Origin of the sequence: Mucilaginibacter glaciei, assembly GCF_014773245.1 — a bacterium.
GTDB classification, from domain to species: Bacteria; Bacteroidota; Bacteroidia; order Sphingobacteriales; family Sphingobacteriaceae; genus Mucilaginibacter; species Mucilaginibacter glaciei.
In genome coordinates, this window is sequence record NZ_JACWMX010000007.1 from 126,269 (window position 1) to 145,764 (window position 19,496).

Here is a 19,496-nt window from a genome sequence, read left to right on the forward strand (position 1 = left end):
GAGTAGTGAGTAGTGAAACACAATTAGTCAGACACAGTTTACCAATCACGATTTAACTAATCCGCTAATTCACTAACTAAAATATGCTCACCGGCAATACCAATTCTATCCTGTTCTTGCCGTTCCCGCCAAAATAATCAGGATCTAACAGGTAACTGTACCTTACCCCAAACGAAATGGACTGCTGGTTAAACCACTTGGTATCAAAAAACACCGCCGCCCCCGCCGAACGAAAATTTGCCTTGAACGGCGCCCCGTTAAGCGTGAACTGGTTACTTGTGGCATGGGTATGGTCGTAAAACAAATATCCGCGTAAACGCAGTATATACGCCAGGTTGGCTACGCCTGCGTCAGGATAAGCAATAGGGAAATGATAACTCAGCCCAACTTTGTTCATGTTGGTCAAATTCTCGGCTCCGTAACCTTTTGAGAACGGGAAATCGTTAGAAAAACCGATGGCATTGCTTTGCCCCTTTTGCTGGTGCGCGGCACTGATCACCAAACTATGATTGATAGCCAGTCCCGGGAAATAAAACGCGCTCGTAGCTAAAAACTGATTAGCGGTAATGCTGGATATCGCCGTTTTGTAGTTCAAGCTGATGCTTTGGGCAAAGCGGGGGTTTATTTGCTGTTTGGCCTGTTGGATCTGGTTACTAAAGCTTAGGTAATTATTCAGGTAAGTATACTGCCTGTCTTTAAACTGGCTGCGAAAAGCTTCCTGGAAACTATTACGGCTAAAATAAACATCGCTCCCTAAAGTTAAACCCGTAACCTGCTTGCCCGCTGTAAAGTTAAGGGGCACCTGCAGGCCGGCGTGCAGGTCGGTTTCGTTATAATAAATACTGTTGCCTTTGAAAAAGCTCCGTCTGTCGAAGGTATAATCGGCACCGGCGACGATATAAGGGAACAGCGCGCCATAGGCCGCATTATAGCCTACCCTTTTATAACCTTCGTCACGATTGTAATTAAAAGCAAGGCGCGATTGAAAAGTATTCAAAACATTCTCGCCTACTATGGCCAGCGAGTAGTTAGGGTCGTTAATATTGGGGATAAGGCTGTGAAAGTTAAACAAGCCGTGCGCTTTACTGTATTTGGTAATTGGCAACGGCGTGTCGGTTACCTTAGCCAATAAATTAGTGGCCGAATCCTTTTCCAATCTGGATATCCCGATATCAGACAGTGGTGCTGCAACATCATTATTTATTAATGATAGTTGGATCCTGTCATTATTGATCTGGTTAATTTGATAGCCAAAAGCGGTGAAACCCACCCAGGCCAGTTTGTTTGGTGTTAAAGCAGGCTGATAAAAACCGATTGCATCTTTTTGCGGCAGGCCTGTTACTGCAAACAGCTGATTACTTTTTAGGGACAGGGCGTATAGCTTATCGGCTGCGCCGGATGTTTTGGTAAAATAAACCAAATCGCCCTGTACCGTTGGGTAAACAATAGGCGCATAACTAAATGGCAATAAATATTTATTTGCGCCTGTTTTTATATCCGTAAGCACAAGCGACATCTTGCCATCGGTGTTACGCACCGCCGAGATCACGTGCCCATCACCGTAAAACCGGGGATAGGTATAAAACAAACCGTCACGATTGGGTAATACGGCTAAAAGTTTACCGCTCACCGCATCCAATAAATGTAGTTCACTTTTGCCCGTTGTGTTTGCCTGTACGGCCACAATCGTTTTACCATCGTTACTAAAGGCCGGTGCAAAGTATTTGGTTTTGCGGGTAATGCGGCGTTCTCTCCCGGTGTTTACATCCAGCACCACCAACTCGTTATAATCGCGGTATCCCCAACGCACATCGGGCCGGTAGGCAGCATATAAAATTTTACCGCCACGGTAGGTAAAATAATTATCGGTAACGATGTCCTGCACGCTGATGTCCTTTTCAATACGTCCGGTTTGCAACACAAATTTGGGGATCTCTCTGTACGTTGTTTTTAAGTAAACAAGCGTGCTGTCATTCACATAGGCCGGGTATTGTTGGTTAGCTATAAAATGCTGATTTTTTTGATAACTGCTATCGGCCTCGTCACTTTTAAATTCCTTTTTGAAATGGTCGAAGGCCTTGTTACGGAAGCGGCTGTAAGTATCACCCGAATATTTTTTAACAGCTTTTTGAAAAGGGTAAAATAAACCGTCGAAAGAGGCGGCTGCATGGGTAACATTTTTCCAAAACGTGGCGGGGTATTGCTCGCGGCCATAAGCCACCAGCATATAACCCATCGGGTAATGATCGGGCACATAATCCCGGTATGATCCATTGCGCAGTTTCATCCAGCTGTAATTGCGCCCATTAGTCCATAAAGCCCTATAACCATTAAAAAAATAAGGCAGCCGCCCCCTGCCCTGTTCGCTTACGAGGGTTTCATTATAAACCGCATCTCCTTCAAAAAACCAGTTGGGAATGGTAAGATCGTTCCCCAGGGCCTGTCCGCCCTCGCCAAAAACAACTTTCAAAGCATGCGATAGCCCTATATTGAAATTATTGTATTGCTGCACATGCCTGAACTCGTGAATGGCCAGTTGGGTGGGCCATGGCAGGCTGCCTATAGATAAACTATTTTGCGATGGCGTTAAGTAAAACTCACTGCGAAATGGTGCCAGCCCCACATAACCGTTTGATACCGTAGTTTGGTTTTGCAGTACAATGCTGATCTGTCGTTGTTTGCTGCCAATAGTAGGTTTGATTACGGGGTTTAAGCGCCGTATCACATCTGCAACGCGTAATGCAGCGGTATCTAACCCCTGCGGAAATATCACCCTGGCCGCCAGTGTATTTACCTGTTGCCATTTGATGGATGGCGGGTTGCCCCCAAATTGCTGCGCCTTAACGGCAGTAGCACAAACCAACAAAAACGGCAGTAACAGCTTAAATAAGGCGGGGTTATTCATCAGGATATGAAAGTAATAAATACAGATCAGAATTTACGGAATTTTGTCTGAATCAAAATTTACAGAATTTTATAATTTTCAGAATAGATGCTACATAGCTTAATTTAATTAGGTTGTCATGTTGAGCGATAGCGAAGCATCTTCCAATGAGTAGTACGCAACGAATAGATACAGAAGATTCCTCGTTCCTCAGAATAACATCCTGTAATTTTTCAATCCTGAAAATTCTGATTCAGATGACATTCGCGTTATTAAAACTAAGTACATTTGCGCTTTGCACTATTATTATGGCTAAAGTTTCCATCAACCTGGCAACGGGTTCTATACAAAAAGAAGATATTATTGTAGGCATTGACCTGGGGACTACCAATTCGCTGGTTGCTTTTATAGATCCCGACAAAAACCCTAAAGTTATAAATGATACGGGCAAAGGTGTTTTGGTACCCTCGATAGTCCATTTTGGAAGTACAGGCGAGATAAAAGTTGGTAACGAGGCTAAAGATTTTTTAATTACCGATCCGCAAAATACCGTGTTCTCGGTTAAGCGCCTCTTGGGTCGTTCCTATGCAGATGTAAAGAATTACCAGAACTTTTTCTCCTATAAAATCATTGATGACGATAGCGAAAGCCTGGTGAAGATAAAGGTAGGCGATAAATTTTATACACCTATCGAACTGTCCGGCCTTATCCTGAAAGAATTAAAGGAACGTGCCGAGCATGCCTTAAAAACACCGGTTAATCGCGCGGTGATCACTGTGCCGGCTTATTTCAATGATTCGCAGCGCCAAGCCACCCGCGATGCAGGTAAACTTGCCGGTTTGGATGTGTTACGTATTGTGAACGAGCCTACCGCCGCCAGCCTGGCTTATGGCATTGGCTTAAACCCCGAAGAAACAAAAACCGTGGCGGTTTATGACCTGGGCGGTGGCACCTTTGATGTTTCTATCCTGCAGATCCAAAACGGTATTTTTGAAGTACTATCCACCAATGGTGATACCTTTTTAGGCGGCGATGACTTCGACCGTGCCATTGCCGATTACTGGATAGAAAAAAACAACATAGATAAAACCGAATTAGCGCAAAACCGCGAACTGACCCAGCAACTCCGTTTAAAGGCGGAGGAGGCTAAAAAGTCATTCGCCCACCAAAGCATCTTTAACCAGCAAATTGGCGAGATCTGGTGTACTATTGACCGAAACACTTTCGAGGACCTGATCCTGCCCAAAGTACAGCAAACCATCGATAGTTGCCAAAACGCGTTAAAGGATGCAAAGCTAACCATCGACCAGATAGACGAAGTAATCATGGTAGGCGGCAGTACCCGCACCGCATTGGTTAAAAAAATGGTGTCAGAATTTTTCGGTCGCCCGGTGCACGATGCGGTTAACCCTGATGAAGTTGTTGCCCTAGGTGCCGCCATTCAGGCTGATGTTTTAGCCGGTAACCGCAGCGATATTTTATTGTTAGATGTTACCCCGTTATCTTTGGGCATCGAAACAATGGGCGGTTTAATGGATACTATTATCCCCCGTAACTCTAAGATCCCGACTAAAGCCGGCAGGCAATACACCACATCAAAAGACGGGCAGGTAAATATGAAAATTGCCGTTTACCAGGGCGAGCGCGACCTGATCAGCGAGAACCGTAAACTGGCCGAATTTGAATTGAAGGGCATCCCATCGATGCCTGCAGGTTTCCCTAAGGTGGATATCAACTTCATACTAAATGCCGACGGGATCTTGAAGATCCAGGCCATAGAGCTGCGGAGCGGCGTTAAACAAGAAGTTGAAGTAAAACCGGCGTACGGTATAAATGACGACCTGGTGGAGCAAATGCTGATGGACAGCATCACCCACGCTAAGGATGATGTTAGCGCCCGTATGCTCATCGAAGCTAAAACAGAAGCCGAACAGATCATTTACCAGGTAGAGCGTTTCATGGAAAAGAACGGCACCTTGTTGAATGCAGAAGAAATAAGCGAAACCAATATCCATGTAGAGGCCTTAAAAGTTGCTTTAAGTACCGGTGATAAAGACCTGATCCATAATAAAATAGACAATCTTAATAACTATACCCGCCCATTTGCCGAGCGTGTGATGGACGTAGCGATAGCTACCGCCATGAAGGGTAAGAGTATAGAATAAATGGCACTGATAGAAACTTATTTTGCCGATCAAAGTTATTACAACATCTAACCCAACTTACTTGAAAAACACTCTCCGTATTGCCCTGCTCTTATCCGTTTGTGCTTCATCGCTAACAGCATCCGCACAAAAAGACAGCACTTTAAGAACCACCCTTGATACCGCCCGCTACGATTCGTTAATGAAACGTATGGCAAATGGCGATAAAACAGGCAAATGGCCGGTAAAAAAAGCACCGTATCCTTTGCCGGGTGCCATCCTGCCCTTTTACCGGGTTGTGGCTTACTACGGTAATATGTACTCGAAAAACATGGGGGCACTTGGCCAGTACGAGCCATCTGTAATGCGCGATAAGTTAATGGCCGAGGTAAAGAACTGGCAAGCTGCCGACCCGGCTACACCGGTCAAACCTGCATTACATTATGTATGCATCACCGCGCAGGCAGATGCCGGCCGTAATGGTTTACATAGCCTACGAATGCCCTTCAGCCAATTAGATAAGGTGATAGAGATGGCTAAACCGATTAATGCGTTGGTATTTCTGGATATACAGGTTGGTTTTAGCACCGTAGAAAAGGAACTGCCGATGCTGGAAAAATATCTTAAGATGCCTAACGTGCATTTCGGTATCGACCCAGAATTCTCTATGAAAGAAGGCAGCGTGCCCGGTAAACGGATTGGCACTTTTGATGCGGCAGATATTAACTTTGTAAGTAAATATTTAAGCGACCTGTGCGTAAAATATAACCTGCCGCCCAAGATCTTTGTGGTGCACCGCTTTACCAAACGCATGGTAACCAACTACCAGGATGTGAAACTTCGCAACAATGTACAATTCGTGATGGATATGGATGGCTGGGGCGGCCCGGAGTTAAAGAAAGGCACCTACAAATATTACGTAGCCGGTGAACCGGTTCAGTTTACTGGTTTTAAATTATTCTACAAAAACGATATCAAGAATGCCCCTAAGCGAATGATGACACCCAAAGAAGTGTTAGACTTAAAGCCGGCGCCTATGTATATTCAGTATCAATAAAACTTATAACAATGTCATTGCGAGAAGCGAAGCGACGTGGCAATCTTATAGGACAAGCGGATATGCTGAGATTGCCGCGCTATCGCTCGCAATGACACAATACCATAAAAAAAGCCCTTCATTACTGAAGGGCTTTCCTATTTAAGCGAAACCTATTACAGCTTGCTGATCTCTTCCTGTTCTTTCAATGCAGCGATATTGTTCTTGTCGCTGTACTCTTCAGTTTGGTTGGCAAAATCTTCCAGGATACTTGCAATAGTATCCAGGTTATCTGCAATACGCTGGTGCATATCCGGCAGGTCCTTTTCTAATCTCTTATTTCCAAGATCGATGTTATCTACTTCGATTTTTGCAATCTTCTGTATTAACGCCTGGTTACTATTTTTCAGATCTTCTAATTCATGGACGATCTTCTCCATCAATTCAAATTTTCTTAACTTATCCATAGGTATCTTAATTTTTATATAACCTTAACGCATTAAATATAAAATTGTTTAAAATTTGGAAATATCTCATCTAACTAATAACTTAGTTAGATGAGATCTATCTTTTATACCCTGCTCTTTTTTTTAATTTCTGTTGGTGCTTTTGCGCAACAAGCCCCTAAAGCCGACGACGCTTTACTGTTAGATTATTACCAGAACCAGCGTTTTGCAGAGGCAGCAGATTATCTCAAAAAAATATATGCCGAGCCGGTTACCGAATTAAAACCCCTGGCCCAATTAGCTTATACAGCAAACATGGCCGGGCGTTTGGCAGATGCGGAAGGGTATTATCAACGAATATATAATGCCGATTCTACCAATACTTCGGTATTATACAGTCTGGGTAGTTTAAACCTGCGCCGGGGCAATACCTTAAAAGCCGAAACATTTTATAAAAAAATTATTGAGCGTGATACAACCAACTTTATGGTATATAAGCAACTGGCAGGCATTGCTAAAGATAAAGCCGACATTCCGCAGTTTATTAATTACTTACAAAGGGCCAACAAACTTAACCCTGCCGAGGCAGATGTAGCATCGGACCTGAGCGACGTTTACGTGGATATGAAATTTACGGGCAATGCAGAAAAAGTTTTGAATGCGGCTATAGCCACCGATCCAGAAAATATCATTTTGCTAAATAGTTTACTCCGGTTAGTATATGCGCAAAAAAAATGGCCCGAAGCCGTTGAGACCGGGTTGAAACTTGTTAAGGCGGGTAACAACTCGGGCATGGTGATGACCAAACTGGGGGTTGCCTACTATAATATTAAAAATTACGACTGCAGTGCTTCTATCTTTGCCGATATGGCGGCAATAGCCCATAACGAAACCAGTTACTATTATTGGGCGTTAGCCTATAAGGCATTAAAAGATTTTAAAATGTCTATAGCAAAAATGGGGTTGGCTATTAACGAAGGCGTGTCTCCTAATGTAGCGGCTTACTATGGTGAAATTGCCGATAGTAACGAGAAGTTGTTTAAATATAAAAAAGCATCTTTAGCATATCAGAAAAGCATACAGTTTGATGATAAAAATGCGATGATCTACTACTCGATGGCGAGCCTTTATGATGTAAACTTAAAGGATAAAAAGAACGCGGTTAAGTATTATAAGCTATACTTAGCTACCAAACCACCTGTTGAGAAACAAAAGAGCTTTATAGATTATTCAAAAAGCAGGATAGCGATGCTGGCACGTTAGCGGTGCATTAACCTTGCCACATACTTACCTATAATATCAAATTCAAGGTTCACTTTGGTACCCACCCGCACATTGTGCAAGTTGGTATGCTCATAAGTATAAGGAATAATGGCTACCGAAAAAAAGTTGGGGCCGGAATTAACTACTGTCAAGCTGATACCGTTCACACAGATCGAGCCTTTCTCGACAGTTATATTACCCACCGCTGCATCATATTCAAATGTATATTCCCAGCTGCCCTCAAGCTCGTTAAATGCCGTACAGATAGCGGTTTGATCTACATGCCCCTGAACAATGTGCCCATCTAAACGGGCATTCATTTGCATACAGCGTTCCAGGTTTACCGGTTCGCCAACTTTAAGGTCGCCGATGCTGGTTTTATTCAGCGTCTCTTCAATGGCTGTAACCGTATGCGTACCATCGCCCAAGGCAATAACGGTTAAACAAACGCCATTATGCGCTACCGACTGATCGATCTTTAATTCCTGGGTGATGGATGATTCCACGGTGATATGCAGGTTACCCTGATCCTGCCGCAGGTCGGTGACTTTCCCCAAGGTTTCAATAATTCCTGTAAACATGCCGCAAAATTAACTTTTTTAATCACTGATTTTGCCCGGGTTCATAAAGAAGATATTTATATGATATTTATGGTGCTACTAAAGTGGCGATAGACCGGGCAGGTAAGGTAAAGCCATTTGCATTGTTTATTTTGCCTGCTAAACGCTGCATGTTAACAGCCTTATCGGAAGTAGTTAGGTACACTGATGAAGCTGGATATTTCTTCACCGTATTTTCCAGGTTGAGTTTTATTCGTACCGACGATGTGCCGTAATTGATGCCCACTACTACCAGCTTTTTTGTTTTTGGGTGAATGTAAGCAGAAAACATTAGCCCCTGCTTTACATCAGTTTGTACCGATACCCTTTGCATGCCTGGACGGATAAACAGGCTGTAGTGCCCTAATGCCCATAAATTCTTGGTTACCGTAAATTCGCCGTCCTTAAAATCAGGTTTAGGGTTTAGTGCTATTAGGTAATAGCGTGTATCGAAATCGGCGCCGCCAGGCTCGTATGAGTTCCAGAACTGCCAGGCAGTAGCGTTCCCAATAGTAAGATCGTTATGGATCACTTTTGCTAAAAACAAAGCGCAATCCATTGCCGTACGTTTACCTTTATTTCCATCCTTGTAACCGTCGCCCAGCATGGAGTATTCCGTTTGCCAATAATTAACGCCATAATACTTCGCGGTATCTGCGAGGTGGCTGCGCACAGCAACCATATTACTGTCGGTACCTTCCGAAAAGTAACTGTGGCCGCCAATTATTTTAGGCAAATGCGCTAAATTGCCCATATATAACGCACTGCCCGGTTTAAAAAACTGTTGTATCTGGGCAGACGCACCCGTACTACCCGAATAGAGGTAATTGAGCATCCCTGCCTCGGTAACTAATATTTTTGTGTCGAGATGGTTTTGCGTAAGGCTTTTATCAAGCGTTTTAACAACCTGGTATATTTCATCATTTTTCCATGGCGAGCCCTCCTGCTTGGCCTGCATATACTTATCGGCCCAATCCCATTGCGGCTCGTTTACCGGACTAATGTAGCTGAAATGAAGCCCCTTGCGGTCGAAATGCCTGATCACGTTGGATAGGAATTCCGCGTAAGCGTCATAGGCGCCGGGCTTTAAGTTTGAGTGATAATCTTTTTCAAGTTTAAAACCCAGGCCATTTTTTGTGAACTGCACGGGAGGTGAATTAACGAACGCAATGAGATTTTCTACGCCATAAGCATGCGCTTTTTTTAAAAAGAATTGATAACCCGCCTGTTTGCTCCAGTCATAGGTGCCATTCTTACTCAGGAATGATTCCGTCCGTTTTCTAAAATCTTTAATACCACTGCTATCGCCCTTCTCGGCGGTACCCGCGCCAATATTAAAACGCCAGGCCGAAAGGCCTATCCCTTCGGGATTGCCCTTTACATCCTGTTTACGGCTGAATAGTAATTGTGCTATTTTTTCACGTTTTTGCTCCGGCCAGTATTTTCCAATTCCTTCAGAAAACCAGCATCCCGAAGCACCGATGTTGTCAATTACCTGTGCCCGCTTGCCGGTATTAATCGTAACGATAATAGTCGTATCCGCAGGGGCTTTAGGATTATTAAACGCCGTTAAAAACGTCAATAATAGCAGATGAAGCATATAAAAATATCAGTTTATCTAGACATGACAAGTATGGCAGGCTATTTAAAACAACTATCCAATTCCACCCGCTTATTGCGCAGATCTTTACCGGCCTCCATAACCGATTTAAGATTGGTCAGGTAAAATGTCCACCCTATCTGGCATTGCACCAGCAGATTTTTTTTAGGGTCACTTTCTTCGGGGATATTATCCTGCGTCAAATCGATAATGGTAAGCCCGTTACGGGTAGAAAATTTAACGGTAACTACGCTGTCGCCGCTAAAGGTAAATTTAATTAAGTCTTGCCCGTTGGCTTCCAATATACTGCCTTTTTGCAGCGTATCGTTATTAAAGCCATGCCAATACCAGGTGTATGTATCTTCCTTCATAATCTGCTCATCGGCTGCACGCTGGCGCAGCGGAACGGTAAAAAAATCGGCTTTACGTAAAAACCATTTCTCGAGCCCGGCGGGTGTGGCCCAGGCCATGTACAGGCTGCGCAGATCCACATTATAGTCGCCGCAGAGTCTAAATTCATTCCACCGGGTATCTTGCATAGCAATAAAATTTTTATTGGATTATAGGAGTAAAACTAACCAATATACTTTGTGTTTTGCTAATTTGCCTTTAAAATCAATTATATGCCAAAGCAAAGCGCGGGAATTGTCTTATACCGGATAGTAAGCGGCCAAACAGAAATTTTTCTGGTGCACCCCGGCGGGCCGTTCTGGAAAAATAAAGATGATGGCGCCTGGAGCATTCCCAAAGGTGAATATACTGATGATGAAGAACCCCTGCTGGCTGCCAGGCGTGAATTTGCTGAGGAAACCGGACAAGAAATTACCGGCGATTTTGTCCCGTTAAAACCCGTCAAACAAAAAAGCGGAAAAGTGATACATGCCTGGGCGGTAGTCGGCGATTTGGATCATACCAATATTAAAAGCAACTTGTTTGAAATGGAATGGCCGCCAAAATCTGGCAAACTAGCCAGTTTTGAAGAGGTTGACCGCGCGGACTGGTTCGATCTGGAAACCGCTAAAATAAAGATCAATCCCGGGCAGGTAAGGTTGATTGAGGAGTTGAAAGAGTTAGTTTAATTTAATCGTGTTTTAAGAGTGCCTTCCAGACGCGATACTCCTAACAGAAGTGTTAACCCGCCTATTTTATAAATAATTAACAGTCAGGATATTAAGTATAAAAATTATGAAAATGTGTAAACCTTTGTAAACCCATTTATCAAAAAAAACAGTCTTTACCCCCTCCTGTTCTTCACCCAGTTACTCTCAGCAACTTCAGCAGTTTCAGCAACTGCCATTTTTTTAGTACCCAGTAATTTTTCCATTAACAAAGCTGCTATTAGAGCCTCTGATTCGTTACCGGTTTGCAGGGAATCGGGCGTAAAATATTTTTTCACAAAGTGCGTATCGAAATTACCAGAGGTGAAGGCCTCGTGCTGCATGACAAATTTACCGAACGGCAAGGTAGTAGTGATACCGGTGATGATATACTCGTCAATAGCCCTGATCATACGCTCTATAGCCTCGGTGCGGTCTTTACCGTAGGTGATTAGCTTGGCTATCATCGGGTCATAATAGATCGGGATCTCCATTCCTTGCTCAAAGCCATCGTCTACCCTTACACCGGGTCCCTTTGGCGTAACGTAGGTTTGCAGGGTGCCAATATCGGGTAGGAAATTATTATCGGGATCCTCGGCATATACCCGCAACTCCATCGCGTGCCCTCTAATGTGCAGATCTTCCTGTTTAAAACTGATGGCTTCGCCACGGGCAATGCGGATCTGCTCCTTCACCAGGTCGATACCCGTGATCAGTTCTGTAACCGGATGCTCCACCTGTAAGCGGGTATTCATTTCCAGGAAGAAAAAGTCGAGCTTTTCATCCATTATAAATTCCACGGTACCAGCTCCGGTGTAATTAACCGAACGCGCAACATCTACGGCGCATTTGCCCATCCGTTCGCGAATTTCGGGCGTTAATACAGATGATGGCGCTTCTTCAATTACTTTTTGATGTCGGCGCTGTACCGAGCAATCCCGCTCAAATAAGTGTACGATATTACCATGCGTATCGCCCAGCACCTGGATCTCGATATGCCTTGGCGATGATACGTAACGCTCTATAAATACCGAACCATCGCCAAAGGCGGATGTAGCCTCAGATACGGCAAGGTTCATTTGTTCTTCAAAATCGGCAGGGGTGTCCACGATGCGCATCCCCTTACCACCACCACCCGCGGCGGCTTTGATCAGGATAGGGAAACCGACTTCTACCGCGCGAAGTTTTGCTTCAGCAATGTTGGTGATGGCTTCTTCGGTGCCGGGTACCATCGGGATGTTGTATTTTAAGGCAGCAGCCTTGGCGGATAGTTTGTTACCCATAACCTCCATCGCCTCGGGCGAGGGGCCGATCAGGATCAAACCTGCCTCGCGCACCTGCCTTGCAAAAGCGGCATTCTCGCTTAAAAAACCATAACCGGGATGGATACCTTCGGCGCCGGTTTGTTTACAGGCGGCAATGATCTTATCTCCGACCAAATAGGATTGATTAGATGGTGCTTCGCCGATAAACACGGCCTCATCGGCATAACGGACGTGCAGGGCGTTCCTATCGGCAGCCGAATAGACGGCCACTGTTTTGATCCCCATTTCGCGCGCTGAACGCATAACGCGTAAAGCGATCTCACCCCTGTTGGCTACAAGTATTTTTTGCATAGGTAACAAATGTAACGGATTAAGTGCAAAAAAGAAATGCTCTTTGCGGGACGCGGAATTATGGCAATAGTGTTTACGTTCACACCATGAACACCGTGAACATACATGAACACTTGCTAACCAGTGTGTTGATTTTCAGACGCTGAAACGATCGCGCCACCATAAGTTTACTTACAGTTGTTAGCAACCGGTAGAAGGTTTACCTACCCTATCAACTGTTCCTGTTCAATTTTCTTTTGGAGTTCTAAGATAGCGCCGATCAAAGCCTCGGGGCGGGGCGGGCAGCCTTGTACATATACATCAACGGGGATCACCCTGTCAACACCTTTTACCACATGGTAACCGTGCTGCCAGTATGGGCCGCCGCAGTTAGAGCATGAGCCCATCGAGATCACATATTTAGGCTCGGGCATTTGCTCGTACAGGCGTTTAATGCGTTCGGCCATTTTAAAGGTAACCGTGCCCGCAATGATAATTACATCTGCCTGGCGTGCCGATGGCCGCGGGAAAACGCCAAACCTATCCAGATCATAAGTTGATGCCATTGAACCCATCATTTCTATCGCGCAGCAGGCAATCCCAAAACTTAAAGGCCATAAAGATGATAAACGCGCCCAATTCATCAGGTCGTTTACTTTAGTGATCACTATACCACCGCTTTCATTAGTCAGGTCAGGCGTCATTAGTTGGCTTTTTAAATGATGGTTTAAACATAGGCTTTTTGATCGGGGTCGCAGTTTCGGACGTTGCCGCAGCAGCGACCACCGGAGCGTTAACAGCAACCGGTGCCGCTAACTCTAAACTAAAATTGCGCACCTTAAAATCACTCTGCTCCCTGTTTAATTGCTCGTATAAGGATTGCGGTACTTGCGTATCGGTTTTCGGGGTGATCACATTCGGTTTTATCCAGTCCAGGTCGCCTTTGCGCCAAACGTAAACCAGGCCCAAGATCAGGATGCCTAAAAAAATGAACATCTCCGTTAGTGCTACCCAACCCCAGCGCGCATCTATCTGTAATAACTCGCGGTTACCAAAAACCGTGGCCCAGGGGAAGACAAACACCATCTCGACATCGAACAGTAAAAACACCAGTGCGATTACATAAAAGCGCGAGTTGAAGGGTAACCAGGCGCTGCCGGTAGGTTCTTCGCCGCACTCGTAAGTGGTTTGCTTTTCGTAATTGGGATGGTTAGGCGCTAATATCCTGTTGGTTACAAACAGTAAACACACCAGTATGATACCTGTAATTAAAAAGATAAGTATCTTTCCAAATTCTGATATTTGCGAAACATCATCCATGACAGCAAATTTAACAAAACAATCACACTTTGATGCTATAATAATTGGCGGCGGCGCCTGCGGACTGATGTGCGCGGTACAGGCAGGCTTTTTAGGCAAGCGTACCCTGATACTGGAAAAGAACGACAAAGTGGGCGCCAAAATACTGATAAGCGGCGGCGGCCGATGTAACTATACCAACCTGTATGCTACGCACAAACAATTCATCTCCCAAAACGAACATTTCTCCCGGTCGGCATTAGCACAATATACGGTGGATGATACAGTGACTTTTTTTGAGACGTACGGCATTGAGGGTAAAGAGAAAACGCTTGGCCAGCTGTTCCCGGTTAGTGATAAGGCCAAAGATATAGTGAACGTTTTTACCGAGCTTTGTGCCGATCTGGACCAGGAGATCTGGTGTGACAGCGAAGTTACCGCTGTTGAGCAAACGGCAGATGGGTTTAGCGTAACTGTAACCCGTAACGATAAACAACAGATATTATCCGCCCAAAAAGTGGTCATTGCCAGCGGTGGGCTGCCCATCCAAAAGATGGGTGCTACAGATTTTGGACTGCGCGTGGCCCGTAAATTTGCTATGCAGGTAACCGAAACCTCTCCTGCCCTGGTACCGTTAACCATTACGGGTAAAGACCTGCCCTGGTATGAGCAACTATCGGGCAATAGTATCTTTTGCCGGGTATGGAATGACAGGGCCAGCTTTGAAGAAAATATTTTGTTTACCCATTGGGGCTTAAGCGGCCCGGCAGTATTGCAGATCTCGTCGTACTGGAAACCCGGCGAACATATTTACATCGACCTGCTCCCCGGAAAAGATATAGTGAACTTGATCTTGCAGGAACGCGAACAAAACGGTAAAAAAATGCTGTTAGCCTACCTTTCCGGCTTGTTTACCCGCAAGTTTGCCGAGGCGTTGGTTGATTATATCCCGGCAGATAAAAACTTGGCATCATTAACCAAAACGGAACTGGAAGACATCAGCCTGTTACTGCACGAGTTTAAGGTAAAGCCAGCCGGCACCAAAGGTTACGATAAGGCCGAAGTAATGACCGGCGGTGTTGATACCAACGAGCTATCGTCTAAAACCCTCGAAGCTAAAAAAGTACCGGGGCTGTTTTTCGGTGGTGAATGCGTGGATGTTACCGGCTGGCTGGGTGGCTACAATTTTCAGTGGGCCTGGGCAAGCGGCTTTGTGATAGCGCAGAATTTATAGGGTAAGTCGCCCGGTAGTTTTTACAAACGAACATTTAAGATTATTTGTCATTGCGAGCGATAGCGCGGCAATCTCAGAGCACAAACGGATATGCTGAGATTGCCACATTCGCTGCGCTTTTCGCAATGACAGAATGTTTACTTATTTTCACCATGTCCTAACAATGACATGGTGGCTTTGAAGTTAATTACAACGCGCTTATCGCCCTGTCCAAATGCACGTATCCTCCATCGACATAAACTAATTGCCCGGTTGTATGGCTTGATCTGTCGGACAGTAGAAATACTACGGTATTAGCTATTTCTTCTGTAGTGGTCATGCGGTTATCCAGTGGGATCTTCGCCTCTATCTCTTTTCGCTTCGCATCAGGATCTGGCAAAGTACTTATCCATGATTCGTATAAGGGTGTCCAGCATTCTGCAACAACAACCGCATTTACGCGGATGCCATATTTGAGCAATTCTACCGCCCATTCCCGGGTTAACGCATTACGGGCACCGTTTGATGCCGCATAGCCCGACGTGTTTCCCTGGCCGGTTTCGGCAGTTTTTGATGTAATATTGACAATGCTGCCCTTTGATATTTTCAAGGCTGGTAAAGAGTAATGCGCTATCAGGTAGTAATGTACCATGCTTTTATGCAGGGATGCTATAAAGCTGTCGTAATCGCCGCTTTCTAAACCTACGCCATCGTTAACGCCGGCATTATTTACCACGCCGTTAATACGGCCATATTTATCACTTATCTGCTTTACAGATCTTTCACACGCATTTGGGTCAGTTAACTCTGCAACAACCTGATCGGATTTAAACCCGAGGGCTTTTATCTCGTTAACTACTTTCAGGTTATCTGCCTCGCTCCTGCCAATGATCACCGGGATAGCACCCTCGGCAGCTAACGCATGTACAATTCCTTCGCCAATGCCTTTAGCACCACCTGTTACTATAAATATCTTATCAGTTAAATTCAAGTTCATTTTTATTCTGATTAATGGCCGGCTACAATAGCCACCTTCTTCACCTTCAAATTATTTACAGCGAACCATAAGATCATGATAAAACTAACGCCCGGCACCAGGTAAGACAGCTGGATGTTAGATGCGTCAGATATTCGCCCCATAACCGGCGGCATAATCGCACCGCCAACTATACCCATGATAACCAGCGACGAGCCCAGTTTGGTTTTGGCACCCAAATCGCGGATGCTTAACGAGAATATCGTCGGGAACATAATAGACATAAAGAACCAAACCGCCATCAGCGTGTAAACCGCCGCCATGCCGCTTAAATTAACAGCCAATATGATCAGAAATATATTTATAATACTGTAGGTAACCAGCAATTTTACAGGGCTAAAATACTTCATCAAAAAGGTGCCGATAAACCTGCCCGCCATAAAGCCTGCAAAAGCCAGTGGCAGGTAAATTTGCGAAGCATCCTTTTCAGAGATCTGCGCAACCTTCTCGCTAAAGCGGATGAAAAAGCTGGTTACGCAGGCCTGCCCGCCCACATAAAAGAATATAGCCAACACGCCCGACATGAGCTTCCTATCCTTTAATAACTCCGCAATGCGCGATCCTAACGAACGTTTTTCGTCCAAAACTTCGTCGCTGCTTTCTTCCTTGACAACCGGGAAGGTAGTGCGCCAAACCATTATGGTAACCAAAAACACTACGATACTGATCACAAGAAAAGGAACCTGAACGGATGATGCCTCTTTATTTAAATATTCATTAAGTTGCGCTGCCGACATGCCTTTTTCTTCGGCGGCTGTAAGCGTTTTACCCGACAGGATAAAGGTACCACCCATTAGGGGTGCTACGGTAGCCGCCAGTCCGTTAAACGATTGCGAGAAGTTAATCCGTTGGGTTGCGCCTTTGGGGTCGCCAATTAAGGTTATCAACGGATTAGCGGCAGTTTCTAAAAACGCCATGCCCGAGAATACTACAAATAAGGCCGACAGGAAGAAAGCGTAATTACGAACCGCAGCAGCCGGGTAGAACAATAATGCACCCACCGAGAATAGCAGCAGGCCAATAATAATACCACCTTTGTACCCGTATTTTTTCATGAATTGCGCCGCAGGGATTGGTAGCAGGAAGTAGGCGATATAAGATGCAGAGTCGATCAACGATGACTGAAAATCTGATAACTGGCAGGCTTTTTTGAGGTGCGGGATCAGGATCGGGTTCAAATTCAATGCGAAACCCCAGATAAAGAACAGCGAGGTTATAAGTGCAACCGCTGTGAACGTGTTATTTTTAGACATTAGTTATAAGCATAAATTGGTGCGCTCAATATAGCACTTTAATTTATTTCCAGCCTGTATTTCGGTGGCATCTTACAGAAAACAAAGTGACTGTCAGTTAAGTAGCGAATGTCATTGAAGCCATTTTGCCGAAATTGGGTTTACAAAGGTTTACATATTTCAATAAATTAAATTCATATATATTTGATAATCAATAAATTATAAAATACATGGGTTTACATAAAAAAGAGCATTGATTTTAGGAAAAGCAGGCTGTGTGAGTTGGATAGTTACAAGCTGAGTAACAATTTAATCTCCGTGAGGCCGCCGTGTTGGCGCATTGAGCCTCATTCCTTAAAAGCAATATGGTTTTGGTATCTTTGCACTCTTTATATTTTTTAAATGGTGTGGGCAGAAAAGTTTAAGCTTAAAAAGCTATTAGTAAGATCGGTTGTTGAAGCAGGGTTTGATACCCCGAAAGAGATCCAGTTAAAAACGCTGGGCCGCATTACCGGCGGTCAGGATGTGATCGGCATCGGCCCTGAAGGGTGTGGCAAAACAACCACCTACGTGATCAGCACGATCAACCGTTTTAACCACGATGCCGAAGGTGTACCGCGCGTGCTGATCTTAGCACCCGACCAGGAAAAGATCTTTGAAATTGTAGCCCAGTTTGACAGGCTGAACCAAAATAAATCACTGACCATTGTTACGCTGCATGCCGGTACAGGTACCGAGCAGCAGATGGACGAACTGGCCGATGGTGCCGACATCGTAATTGCAACGCCCGACCGTGCACGTGCTATTTACCTGAAGTTAGGCTTGAACCTGAACAAGGTTGAATTATTGGTTGTAGACGATGCCCACCAGATAGTAAAGAAAGGTTTACAGTTACCTGTAGTGGAACTAGCCAACAGCATCGGTAGGGCGCAACATCTGGTGTTTAGCGAGGTTTTGCATGACAAGCTGGAGAAAATGATCGCCCCTTTCATGCATTTGCCTACTACAATTGAAGTAGAAGAACTACCTGACCAGCAAGTACCTATGCATCCGCAGATGTTATACCATGTGCCTAACTTTGGCACCAAGGTTAACTTGCTGAACTTGTTCATGTACGATGAGGAACTGTTCACCAAAACGGTAGTTTTTGCCAACACCCGCCAAACTGCCGAGACCGTTTACAAGAGCCTGCAAAACCGCATCCATAACGCGGTAGCTATATTAAACCCTACCGATTTTGAGTATAACCTGGTAAAGGATATCAGCGAGTTTAAAGCGGACGACAGTCTGCGCGTACTGATCGTAGCGAACGAAAACACCGAAAGCATCGACCTGCAAAATATCCCTTTCATTATCCATTTGGATTTGCCTGCGGATAAAGCTGTTTATATCGAGCATGTAAGCAACCACGATGTTAATGCGGAAGATGAAACGCTTGCGTTGACCTTTGTGACCGACCTGGAACTGGACCAGGTAGTTAAAATTGAATATACTACCGGCCAAAAAATGCAGCGCGCCGAATTACCTGAAGAATTGGTAATTGAAAAGGAACGCAAGCAAAAGGAAGCCGAAAAAGAAGCGGCCAAAAAACCTGTTAAAGCCGACCCTAACAAATACGAGCCGGGTGCAGCATTCCACGAAAAGAAGCCTGAAAATTCAAAGACTTATAATTTTAGCTCGGGATATAAAGCGAAATTGAATAATAAAAAGAAACATTAAGAAATTTATAGAGCCACAAGACATTGTGGCTCTTTTGTTACGCAGGCATATCCTTACTGCACTCGATATACAGATCCTCTACCTTTTTACGGGCCCAGGGCGTTTTACGCAGGAATTTAAGACTGGAGTTAACGCTAGGGTTATCCAAAAAGCAATTGATCCGGATGCGGTAACCCATTTCGCCCCAGCCCAAATGCGCAACAAGGGCGTTCAGGATAGCTTCTAAAGTTTTACCGTGTAACGGATCTTTTGATTTGGGTTGCTCCATAGGGCGAAAATACGATTTTAATTGAGGCTTTATGAAACGGATAAGCAAGGGGGCAATGCCATGCC

At 44.7% G+C, this 19,496-nt stretch carries 17 protein-coding genes; 6 read left to right on the forward strand and 11 right to left on the reverse strand.

The window, feature by feature from the left end; translation table 11 throughout:
* Positions 1-76: 76 nt before the first annotated feature.
* Positions 77-2,905 carry a TolB family protein gene (locus IDJ76_RS16860; RefSeq protein ID WP_191164710.1) on the reverse strand — a complete coding sequence of 943 codons (2,829 nt, stop codon included), beginning with the start codon at positions 2,903-2,905 and terminating at the stop codon, positions 77-79.
* Between the two features lie 287 nt (positions 2,906-3,192).
* Between IDJ76_RS16860 and hscA the strand changes: the two genes are divergently transcribed.
* Together hscA and IDJ76_RS16870 are read left to right on the forward strand one after the other, a co-directional pair.
* The gene (gene hscA, locus IDJ76_RS16865) at positions 3,193-5,049 is read left to right on the forward strand and encodes a Fe-S protein assembly chaperone HscA (RefSeq protein WP_191164712.1); all 1,857 of its coding nucleotides are present in this window, start codon (positions 3,193-3,195) and stop codon (positions 5,047-5,049) included.
* Positions 5,050-5,110: 61 nt separating this feature from the next.
* A complete protein-coding gene (locus IDJ76_RS16870; protein ID WP_224746380.1) occupies positions 5,111-6,085 on the forward strand; it encodes a hypothetical protein in 975 nt (324 codons plus the stop codon).
* 155 nt (positions 6,086-6,240) lie between these two features.
* On the opposite strand, the gene IDJ76_RS16875 is transcribed toward IDJ76_RS16870, so the two are convergent.
* Positions 6,241-6,531: a hypothetical protein gene (locus tag IDJ76_RS16875; protein WP_191164714.1), complete on the reverse strand. Its 291-nt coding sequence runs from the start codon at positions 6,529-6,531 to the stop codon at positions 6,241-6,243.
* A gap of 90 nt (positions 6,532-6,621) precedes the next feature.
* On the opposite strand from IDJ76_RS16875, the gene IDJ76_RS16880 reads away from it, so the two are divergent.
* Positions 6,622-7,773: a tetratricopeptide repeat protein gene (locus tag IDJ76_RS16880; protein WP_191164716.1), complete on the forward strand. Its 1,152-nt coding sequence runs from the start codon at positions 6,622-6,624 to the stop codon at positions 7,771-7,773.
* On the opposite strand, the gene IDJ76_RS16885 is transcribed toward IDJ76_RS16880, so the two are convergent.
* From IDJ76_RS16885 to IDJ76_RS16895, 3 genes are all read right to left on the reverse strand, one after another.
* Positions 7,770-8,354 carry a riboflavin synthase gene (locus IDJ76_RS16885; protein ID WP_191164718.1) on the reverse strand — a complete coding sequence of 195 codons (585 nt, stop codon included), beginning with the start codon at positions 8,352-8,354 and terminating at the stop codon, positions 7,770-7,772. The genes IDJ76_RS16880 and IDJ76_RS16885 overlap by 4 nt on opposite strands.
* A gap of 67 nt (positions 8,355-8,421) precedes the next feature.
* Complete coding sequence (locus IDJ76_RS16890) at positions 8,422-9,972, reverse strand: glycoside hydrolase (protein WP_191164721.1); 1,551 nt, start codon at positions 9,970-9,972, stop codon at positions 8,422-8,424.
* 41 nt (positions 9,973-10,013) lie between these two features.
* Entirely contained in the window at positions 10,014-10,511 is a 498-nt protein-coding gene (locus IDJ76_RS16895) for an SRPBCC family protein (protein WP_191164738.1), read from the reverse strand.
* Positions 10,512-10,595: 84 nt separating this feature from the next.
* Here IDJ76_RS16895 and IDJ76_RS16900 point away from each other — a divergent pair, with 84 nt between their 5' ends.
* Positions 10,596-11,051 carry an NUDIX domain-containing protein gene (locus IDJ76_RS16900; RefSeq protein ID WP_191164740.1) on the forward strand — a complete coding sequence of 152 codons (456 nt, stop codon included), beginning with the start codon at positions 10,596-10,598 and terminating at the stop codon, positions 11,049-11,051.
* 155 nt (positions 11,052-11,206) lie between these two features.
* Here the strand turns inward: IDJ76_RS16900 and accC are convergent, their stop codons facing one another.
* From accC to IDJ76_RS16915, 3 genes are all read right to left on the reverse strand, one after another.
* Positions 11,207-12,685 carry an acetyl-CoA carboxylase biotin carboxylase subunit gene (accC, locus tag IDJ76_RS16905; protein ID WP_191164742.1) on the reverse strand — a complete coding sequence of 493 codons (1,479 nt, stop codon included), beginning with the start codon at positions 12,683-12,685 and terminating at the stop codon, positions 11,207-11,209.
* 203 nt (positions 12,686-12,888) lie between these two features.
* The gene (locus IDJ76_RS16910) at positions 12,889-13,368 is read right to left on the reverse strand and encodes an NADH-quinone oxidoreductase subunit B (protein ID WP_191164744.1); all 480 of its coding nucleotides are present in this window, start codon (positions 13,366-13,368) and stop codon (positions 12,889-12,891) included.
* A complete protein-coding gene (locus IDJ76_RS16915; RefSeq protein WP_191164746.1) occupies positions 13,358-13,984 on the reverse strand; it encodes an NADH-quinone oxidoreductase subunit A in 627 nt (208 codons plus the stop codon). The genes IDJ76_RS16910 and IDJ76_RS16915 overlap by 11 nt, the downstream gene beginning before the upstream one ends.
* On the opposite strand from IDJ76_RS16915, the gene IDJ76_RS16920 reads away from it, so the two are divergent.
* Positions 13,983-15,197 (forward strand): BaiN/RdsA family NAD(P)/FAD-dependent oxidoreductase, encoded by a 1,215-nt coding sequence (locus IDJ76_RS16920; RefSeq protein ID WP_191164748.1) that lies wholly within the window; start codon positions 13,983-13,985, stop codon positions 15,195-15,197. The genes IDJ76_RS16915 and IDJ76_RS16920 overlap by 2 nt on opposite strands.
* A 187-nt stretch (positions 15,198-15,384) precedes the next feature.
* Here the strand turns inward: IDJ76_RS16920 and IDJ76_RS16925 are convergent, their stop codons facing one another.
* Both IDJ76_RS16925 and fucP read right to left on the reverse strand, forming a co-directional pair.
* Positions 15,385-16,173, reverse strand: coding sequence for an SDR family oxidoreductase (locus IDJ76_RS16925; RefSeq protein ID WP_191164750.1), 789 nt, complete (start codon positions 16,171-16,173; stop codon positions 15,385-15,387).
* 11 nt (positions 16,174-16,184) lie between these two features.
* On the reverse strand, positions 16,185-17,465 hold the full coding sequence (gene fucP / locus IDJ76_RS16930; protein ID WP_191164752.1) for an L-fucose:H+ symporter permease: 1,281 nt from the start codon (positions 17,463-17,465) through the stop codon (positions 16,185-16,187).
* Between the two features lie 381 nt (positions 17,466-17,846).
* Here fucP and IDJ76_RS16935 point away from each other — a divergent pair, with 381 nt between their 5' ends.
* A complete protein-coding gene (locus tag IDJ76_RS16935; RefSeq protein WP_224746381.1) occupies positions 17,847-19,163 on the forward strand; it encodes a DEAD/DEAH box helicase in 1,317 nt (438 codons plus the stop codon).
* A 37-nt stretch (positions 19,164-19,200) separates the two neighbouring features.
* On the opposite strand, the gene IDJ76_RS16940 is transcribed toward IDJ76_RS16935, so the two are convergent.
* Positions 19,201-19,431 carry a VF530 family protein gene (locus tag IDJ76_RS16940; RefSeq protein WP_191164754.1) on the reverse strand — a complete coding sequence of 77 codons (231 nt, stop codon included), beginning with the start codon at positions 19,429-19,431 and terminating at the stop codon, positions 19,201-19,203.
* Between the last annotated feature and the right edge of the window lie 65 nt (positions 19,432-19,496).

Coding starts and splice junctions, on each gene's coding strand:
- hscA (WP_191164712.1), top strand. CDS start 3,193: ATGGCTAAAGTTTCCATCAACCTGGCAACGGGTTCTATACAAAAAGAA.
- accC (WP_191164742.1), bottom strand. CDS start 12,685: ATGCAAAAAATACTTGTAGCCAACAGGGGTGAGATCGCTTTACGCGTT.
- IDJ76_RS16925 (WP_191164750.1), bottom strand. CDS start 16,173: ATGAACTTGAATTTAACTGATAAGATATTTATAGTAACAGGTGGTGCT.
- IDJ76_RS16875 (WP_191164714.1), bottom strand. CDS start 6,531: ATGGATAAGTTAAGAAAATTTGAATTGATGGAGAAGATCGTCCATGAA.
- IDJ76_RS16885 (WP_191164718.1), bottom strand. CDS start 8,354: ATGTTTACAGGAATTATTGAAACCTTGGGGAAAGTCACCGACCTGCGG.
- IDJ76_RS16935 (WP_224746381.1), top strand. CDS start 17,847: ATGGTGTGGGCAGAAAAGTTTAAGCTTAAAAAGCTATTAGTAAGATCG.
- IDJ76_RS16920 (WP_191164748.1), top strand. CDS start 13,983: ATGACAGCAAATTTAACAAAACAATCACACTTTGATGCTATAATAATT.
- IDJ76_RS16895 (WP_191164738.1), bottom strand. CDS start 10,511: ATGCAAGATACCCGGTGGAATGAATTTAGACTCTGCGGCGACTATAAT.
- IDJ76_RS16900 (WP_191164740.1), top strand. CDS start 10,596: ATGCCAAAGCAAAGCGCGGGAATTGTCTTATACCGGATAGTAAGCGGC.
- IDJ76_RS16915 (WP_191164746.1), bottom strand. CDS start 13,984: ATGGATGATGTTTCGCAAATATCAGAATTTGGAAAGATACTTATCTTT.
- fucP (WP_191164752.1), bottom strand. CDS start 17,465: ATGTCTAAAAATAACACGTTCACAGCGGTTGCACTTATAACCTCGCTG.
- IDJ76_RS16910 (WP_191164744.1), bottom strand. CDS start 13,368: ATGACGCCTGACCTGACTAATGAAAGCGGTGGTATAGTGATCACTAAA.
- IDJ76_RS16940 (WP_191164754.1), bottom strand. CDS start 19,431: ATGGAGCAACCCAAATCAAAAGATCCGTTACACGGTAAAACTTTAGAA.
- IDJ76_RS16890 (WP_191164721.1), bottom strand. CDS start 9,972: ATGCTTCATCTGCTATTATTGACGTTTTTAACGGCGTTTAATAATCCT.
- IDJ76_RS16880 (WP_191164716.1), top strand. CDS start 6,622: ATGAGATCTATCTTTTATACCCTGCTCTTTTTTTTAATTTCTGTTGGT.
- IDJ76_RS16860 (WP_191164710.1), bottom strand. CDS start 2,905: ATGAATAACCCCGCCTTATTTAAGCTGTTACTGCCGTTTTTGTTGGTT.